Here is a 3,806-nt window from a genome sequence, read left to right on the forward strand (position 1 = left end):
CTCGTAGGCGCGGTCGTACACGTCGACCAGGCGCCCGCCGGCCGCCGTCGTGCGTGGGGTCGACCAGGGGTCCGCGATGGCCGTCGGCGTCGCTCCCGACGCGGTCGCCGTTCAGGACGGCGCGGGCTCGCTCAGGACGGCGCGGGCTCCCGCACCAGGATGCGGACCGCCCGGGCCGCCGCGATCGCGCCGACGAGCACCGCGTGCCGGGGCTCGGGCACGTCCAGCAGCCGGTCGGCACGCAGCGCCGCCAGCGGGGCGAGGCGCCGGTCGGCGAGCACGGTGTCCACCGCCCGCCGGTCGCCGCCGCAGACCACCGCGCGCAACGACGCCGCCTCCGGCAGCAGCAGCCGTACGGCCAGGTCGGCCGCGTCGCCCAGCGCCGCCTTCGCCTGGTTGTCGCGCCGCCGGGCGAAGCGCTGCTGCGACCAGCCCCCGGCGGCGGTGCGCCCCTGCACGTAGCGGGTGTCCACCTTGGAGACCACCAGCTTCTCCCCCGCCGCGACGCCGAGGGCCACCGCGCCCTTGCGGGCGAGCAGCAGGCCGATCCGGCGCGGCGCGGTCGCGGCGACCACGAAGCCGGGCACGTCGGGGGTGGCGGGCGCGCCGGGCGGGGCGTGCAGCTCGGCGGTCGCGCCGTCCGGGGCGGCGAGCAGCAGCCCGTACGCCTCGACGGTGGTGGTGGGCGGGCCGTGCCGGTCGGCGAAGCCCTCGACCCACCGGGCGACCCGGGCGGGATCCACCTCGACCCAGCGGCCGCCTCCGGCGGCCGGTCGGCTGCTCATACGCCCGAACCTACGGCACGGCGACGCCGGCTGACCGCCGTGGGTGGGTGGCCCGGCTAGCCGGACAGCAGCATCGCCAGGGCCAGGGCGGCGATGATGGCACTGGAGAGCAGCGCGGTCACGAGTCGACCGCGCGGGCCGGTGAGCACCCGGCCGACCAGGGTGCCTCCGCCGGCGATCAACAGCTGCCAGCTCGCCGAGGCGACGAACGCGCCGAACACGAAGAGGCCGGCGGCGAGCGGATCCGGCTCGGCGTGGTCCGTACGGCCCAGCACGAGCGCGGCGAAGTAGACCACGGTCGCGGGGTTCAGCAGGGTCAGCGCGAGCACGCCGGTGAAGGCGCGGACCGGGGTCTCCAGGCCCCGGCGGACGCCGGCGGTCCCGGTCGCGGCTTGTGGACGCAGCGCGCGCCAGGCGCCGTGGCCGGCGAGGACGAGCAGCACCAGTGCGGCGGCCAGCCGCAGCGGCCCGGCGACCGGGGCGATCAGCCCGGCGACGGCGGCCCCGCCGAGGGCCGCCACGGCGGCGTAGAGCCCGTCGGCGGTGGCCACCCCGAACGCGGCGGCGGCGCCGACCCGGAACGACGTGCGGGCGCTGAGCCCGAGGATGAGGACCGCGATCGCGCCGACCGGGATGGCAACGCCGTAGCCGGCGAGCAGACCGGCCAGGAACGCGCCGGTCACGACAGTCGGCGGCGGGTCGGGACGCGACCGGACGCGGTCCGCTGTCGCCGTGCGGCGGCGGCCGCGGCGACGGGGACGGTCTTCGTCGGGTACGTCTCGATCACCCGCTCATCCTCGGCCCCGCCACCGCGACCCTGCCACCGAATTCCCCACCGACGCCGTTCATCCGCAGGTGGGCGCGACCGCAGGGCTCGGCGGGGGTGGCGTTACCGAGGGTCACAGTCGCCCCGACGGACGAGTTCCTACGTCGGTGTGGTGGGTCTTGGGGCGACGGTGGGGATCGGTGGAAGTCGGCGCAGTGCTCGGATGGCCAGTACGGCGAGCGGTACGCCTACCGCCAGCACGGCGACAACCTCTACGAAGGCAATCGTGGCGAGTGTTGTCCGCTGCGCCTGGTTGCTGTAGTCGGGCAGGGTTGCGGTGCGCAGGGCGAGCGCGGTCACGGCGAGCAGGGCGAGCGCCAGTGACCATGGCAGCCTCCGAGATGGGCGGCTGGACACCCGACCGGCCAGGTGGACCACCATGGCGACAGTGACCACCGCGCAGGACAGGCCCGGCCAGGTGGGATGCGAGCACCGAGACCGGGTGGCGCTTGATATACACGATGGTCGCCTCAGGGACCAGTTCCCAGAGGGGTCCTCACCGACGGTGGGGTCGTATCGACCGCTGAGCGCAGTACCTCAGGCATTGCCAGGGCTGTCGTGGGCCATCGATCAGCCGTTGGGGCGTGATTCGATCGCCTGCAGCGACCACCTGTTGCCGTCAGGATCGCCGAAGTAGACGAAGCTGCCCCATGGCTGCACCTCGACCTCGCTGGCATCGACGCCGGCGTCGAGCAGTTGCCGGCGCGCCGCCTCGGCGTCGGCGACCACAACCTGGATTTCCTGGGTGCCGGGAGTCTTGTCGGTGATGCCCTCGCCGATCACGATGGAGCAGGCCGAGCCGGGTGGTGTGAGCTGGACGAACCGCAGGCCCTCGTGCACCCTGTGATCGTGGTCGGCGTTGAAGCCCACCTTCTGGTAGAACTCCTTGGCCCGGTCGACATCGGTCACCGGAACGGGGATGAGTTCGATCTTCCAGTCCATGGACCCACCGTAGGACATGGTTACGGTTCCGAGGGGGGAGGCTGAAGCGTGGGTATCGCGTGGCGTGACTCGCCGGAAGAACTGGCCGGACTGCTACGCCGACGGGGCCTGGCTCCGGACCGGGTGCACAACGTCGAGGCGGCGTGGAGGGCAATCCGCGTACGTCCGCTGGTCCAGGGTCCCTGAGGTGGTCAGGAGCGCGCAGGACGTTGTGGGCGTAATCGAGTCAGACCCGGGAGCAATGAAAGTCCTTCGAGTTACGGCCGACCTTGGATTATCGGACTGGTGGATCGGTGCCGGCTTCGTACGCAACCGCGTCTGGGACGCGATCAGCAACATCGCGGCCTCGCCGGAGCGCGACGTGGATGTCGCCTACTTCGACCCGGAAAAGCTGGACCCACGCGAGGACGCACGCGCCGAAGCCCAAGCCATGGTGGCCCTGCCTGGGGTGCCGTGGGAAATTCGTAATCAAGCACGGATGCATCTGCGCAATGGCGATGAGCCCTACACGTCCGCCCTGGACGCGATATCGCGCTGGCCCGAAACGGCAACGTGCGTCGCGGTTACCCTGCGGGGTGACTCTGTTCACCTGGTTTCCTGCCATGGGTTGGCTGACCTTGTAGGAATGGTTGTCCGCCCCTCTCCAGCCTTCAACAATGCGGCGGGCCGCGCGAAGGTGCAGCGCCGCGTGCAGGTCAAGGGATGGCTCGACCGATGGGCCGGACTGCGGCTGGAGATCTAGCGCTCACGCCGGGCGAAGGGAAGGGCAGCCTCGACAGGACGTCCTCCTCTCGGCAGGTCCGGGATGCTCGCACCCCGCGACCTGGTTACCTTGCATGACGGGCGCTTCGCGGCAGAAGAGGACGTCGACGCCGGCGTCGACGTCGGTCGCCGATCCGCAGATCCACTGCTCTGCGGATCGGCCGTTGGGTCAGGCGCGGCGGGCGGTCAGGCCGTCGAGGGTGACGGTGCCGCTGTCGAGACGGACGCTTGCGGCATAGCGGTACTGGGCGCGTACGACAGGGTCGCTGAAGTCGATCGCGCCGCCGGTGTCGGCGAGGGCCCAGCCGGAGCCGGACGTCACGAGACCCAGGCGATTCAGGGTGATCGCGCCGAGAAAGCGTCGAGCGCGCCGCCCCCCCCCGGGGGGCGGCGCCCCGGGTAGCACGGGGGGGCCGGCGGGGCGGTTTTACCCCGGGGGGGGGCGGGGGGGGCCCCCCCGCGGGGGTTGGTGATAAAGGGACCCAGTGTAA

General features: G+C 72.4%; 6 protein-coding genes. 1 reads left to right on the forward strand and 5 read right to left on the reverse strand.

Annotation, left to right across the window (positions count from 1 at the left end; translation table 11 throughout):
* Nucleotides 1-131 precede the first annotated feature (131 nt).
* The 4 genes from AB0B83_RS29995 to AB0B83_RS30010 form a co-directional block, all read right to left on the reverse strand.
* The gene (locus AB0B83_RS29995) at nucleotides 132-785 is read right to left on the reverse strand and encodes an acVLRF1 family peptidyl-tRNA hydrolase (protein ID WP_357580990.1); all 654 of its coding nucleotides are present in this window, start codon (nucleotides 783-785) and stop codon (nucleotides 132-134) included.
* Between the two features lie 56 nt (nucleotides 786-841).
* On the reverse strand, nucleotides 842-1,468 hold the full coding sequence (locus tag AB0B83_RS30000) for a LysE family transporter (protein ID WP_357580991.1): 627 nt from the start codon (nucleotides 1,466-1,468) through the stop codon (nucleotides 842-844).
* Between the two features lie 242 nt (nucleotides 1,469-1,710).
* Nucleotides 1,711-1,992 carry a hypothetical protein gene (locus AB0B83_RS30005; RefSeq protein WP_357580992.1) on the reverse strand — a complete coding sequence of 94 codons (282 nt, stop codon included), beginning with the start codon at nucleotides 1,990-1,992 and terminating at the stop codon, nucleotides 1,711-1,713.
* Between the two features lie 189 nt (nucleotides 1,993-2,181).
* Nucleotides 2,182-2,553, reverse strand: coding sequence for a VOC family protein (locus AB0B83_RS30010; RefSeq protein ID WP_357580993.1), 372 nt, complete (start codon nucleotides 2,551-2,553; stop codon nucleotides 2,182-2,184).
* A gap of 187 nt (nucleotides 2,554-2,740) precedes the next feature.
* Here AB0B83_RS30010 and AB0B83_RS30015 point away from each other — a divergent pair, with 187 nt between their 5' ends.
* Entirely contained in the window at nucleotides 2,741-3,295 is a 555-nt protein-coding gene (locus tag AB0B83_RS30015) for a nucleotidyltransferase family protein (RefSeq protein ID WP_357580994.1), read from the forward strand.
* A gap of 189 nt (nucleotides 3,296-3,484) precedes the next feature.
* Here the strand turns inward: AB0B83_RS30015 and AB0B83_RS30020 are convergent, their stop codons facing one another.
* A complete protein-coding gene (locus tag AB0B83_RS30020; protein ID WP_357580995.1) occupies nucleotides 3,485-3,637 on the reverse strand; it encodes a hypothetical protein in 153 nt (50 codons plus the stop codon).
* Nucleotides 3,638-3,806: the final 169 nt, after the last annotated feature.

It is taken from the genome of Micromonospora sp. NPDC049060 (assembly GCF_040649055.1).
GTDB classification, from domain to species: Bacteria; Actinomycetota; Actinomycetes; order Mycobacteriales; family Micromonosporaceae; genus Micromonospora; species Micromonospora reichwaldensis.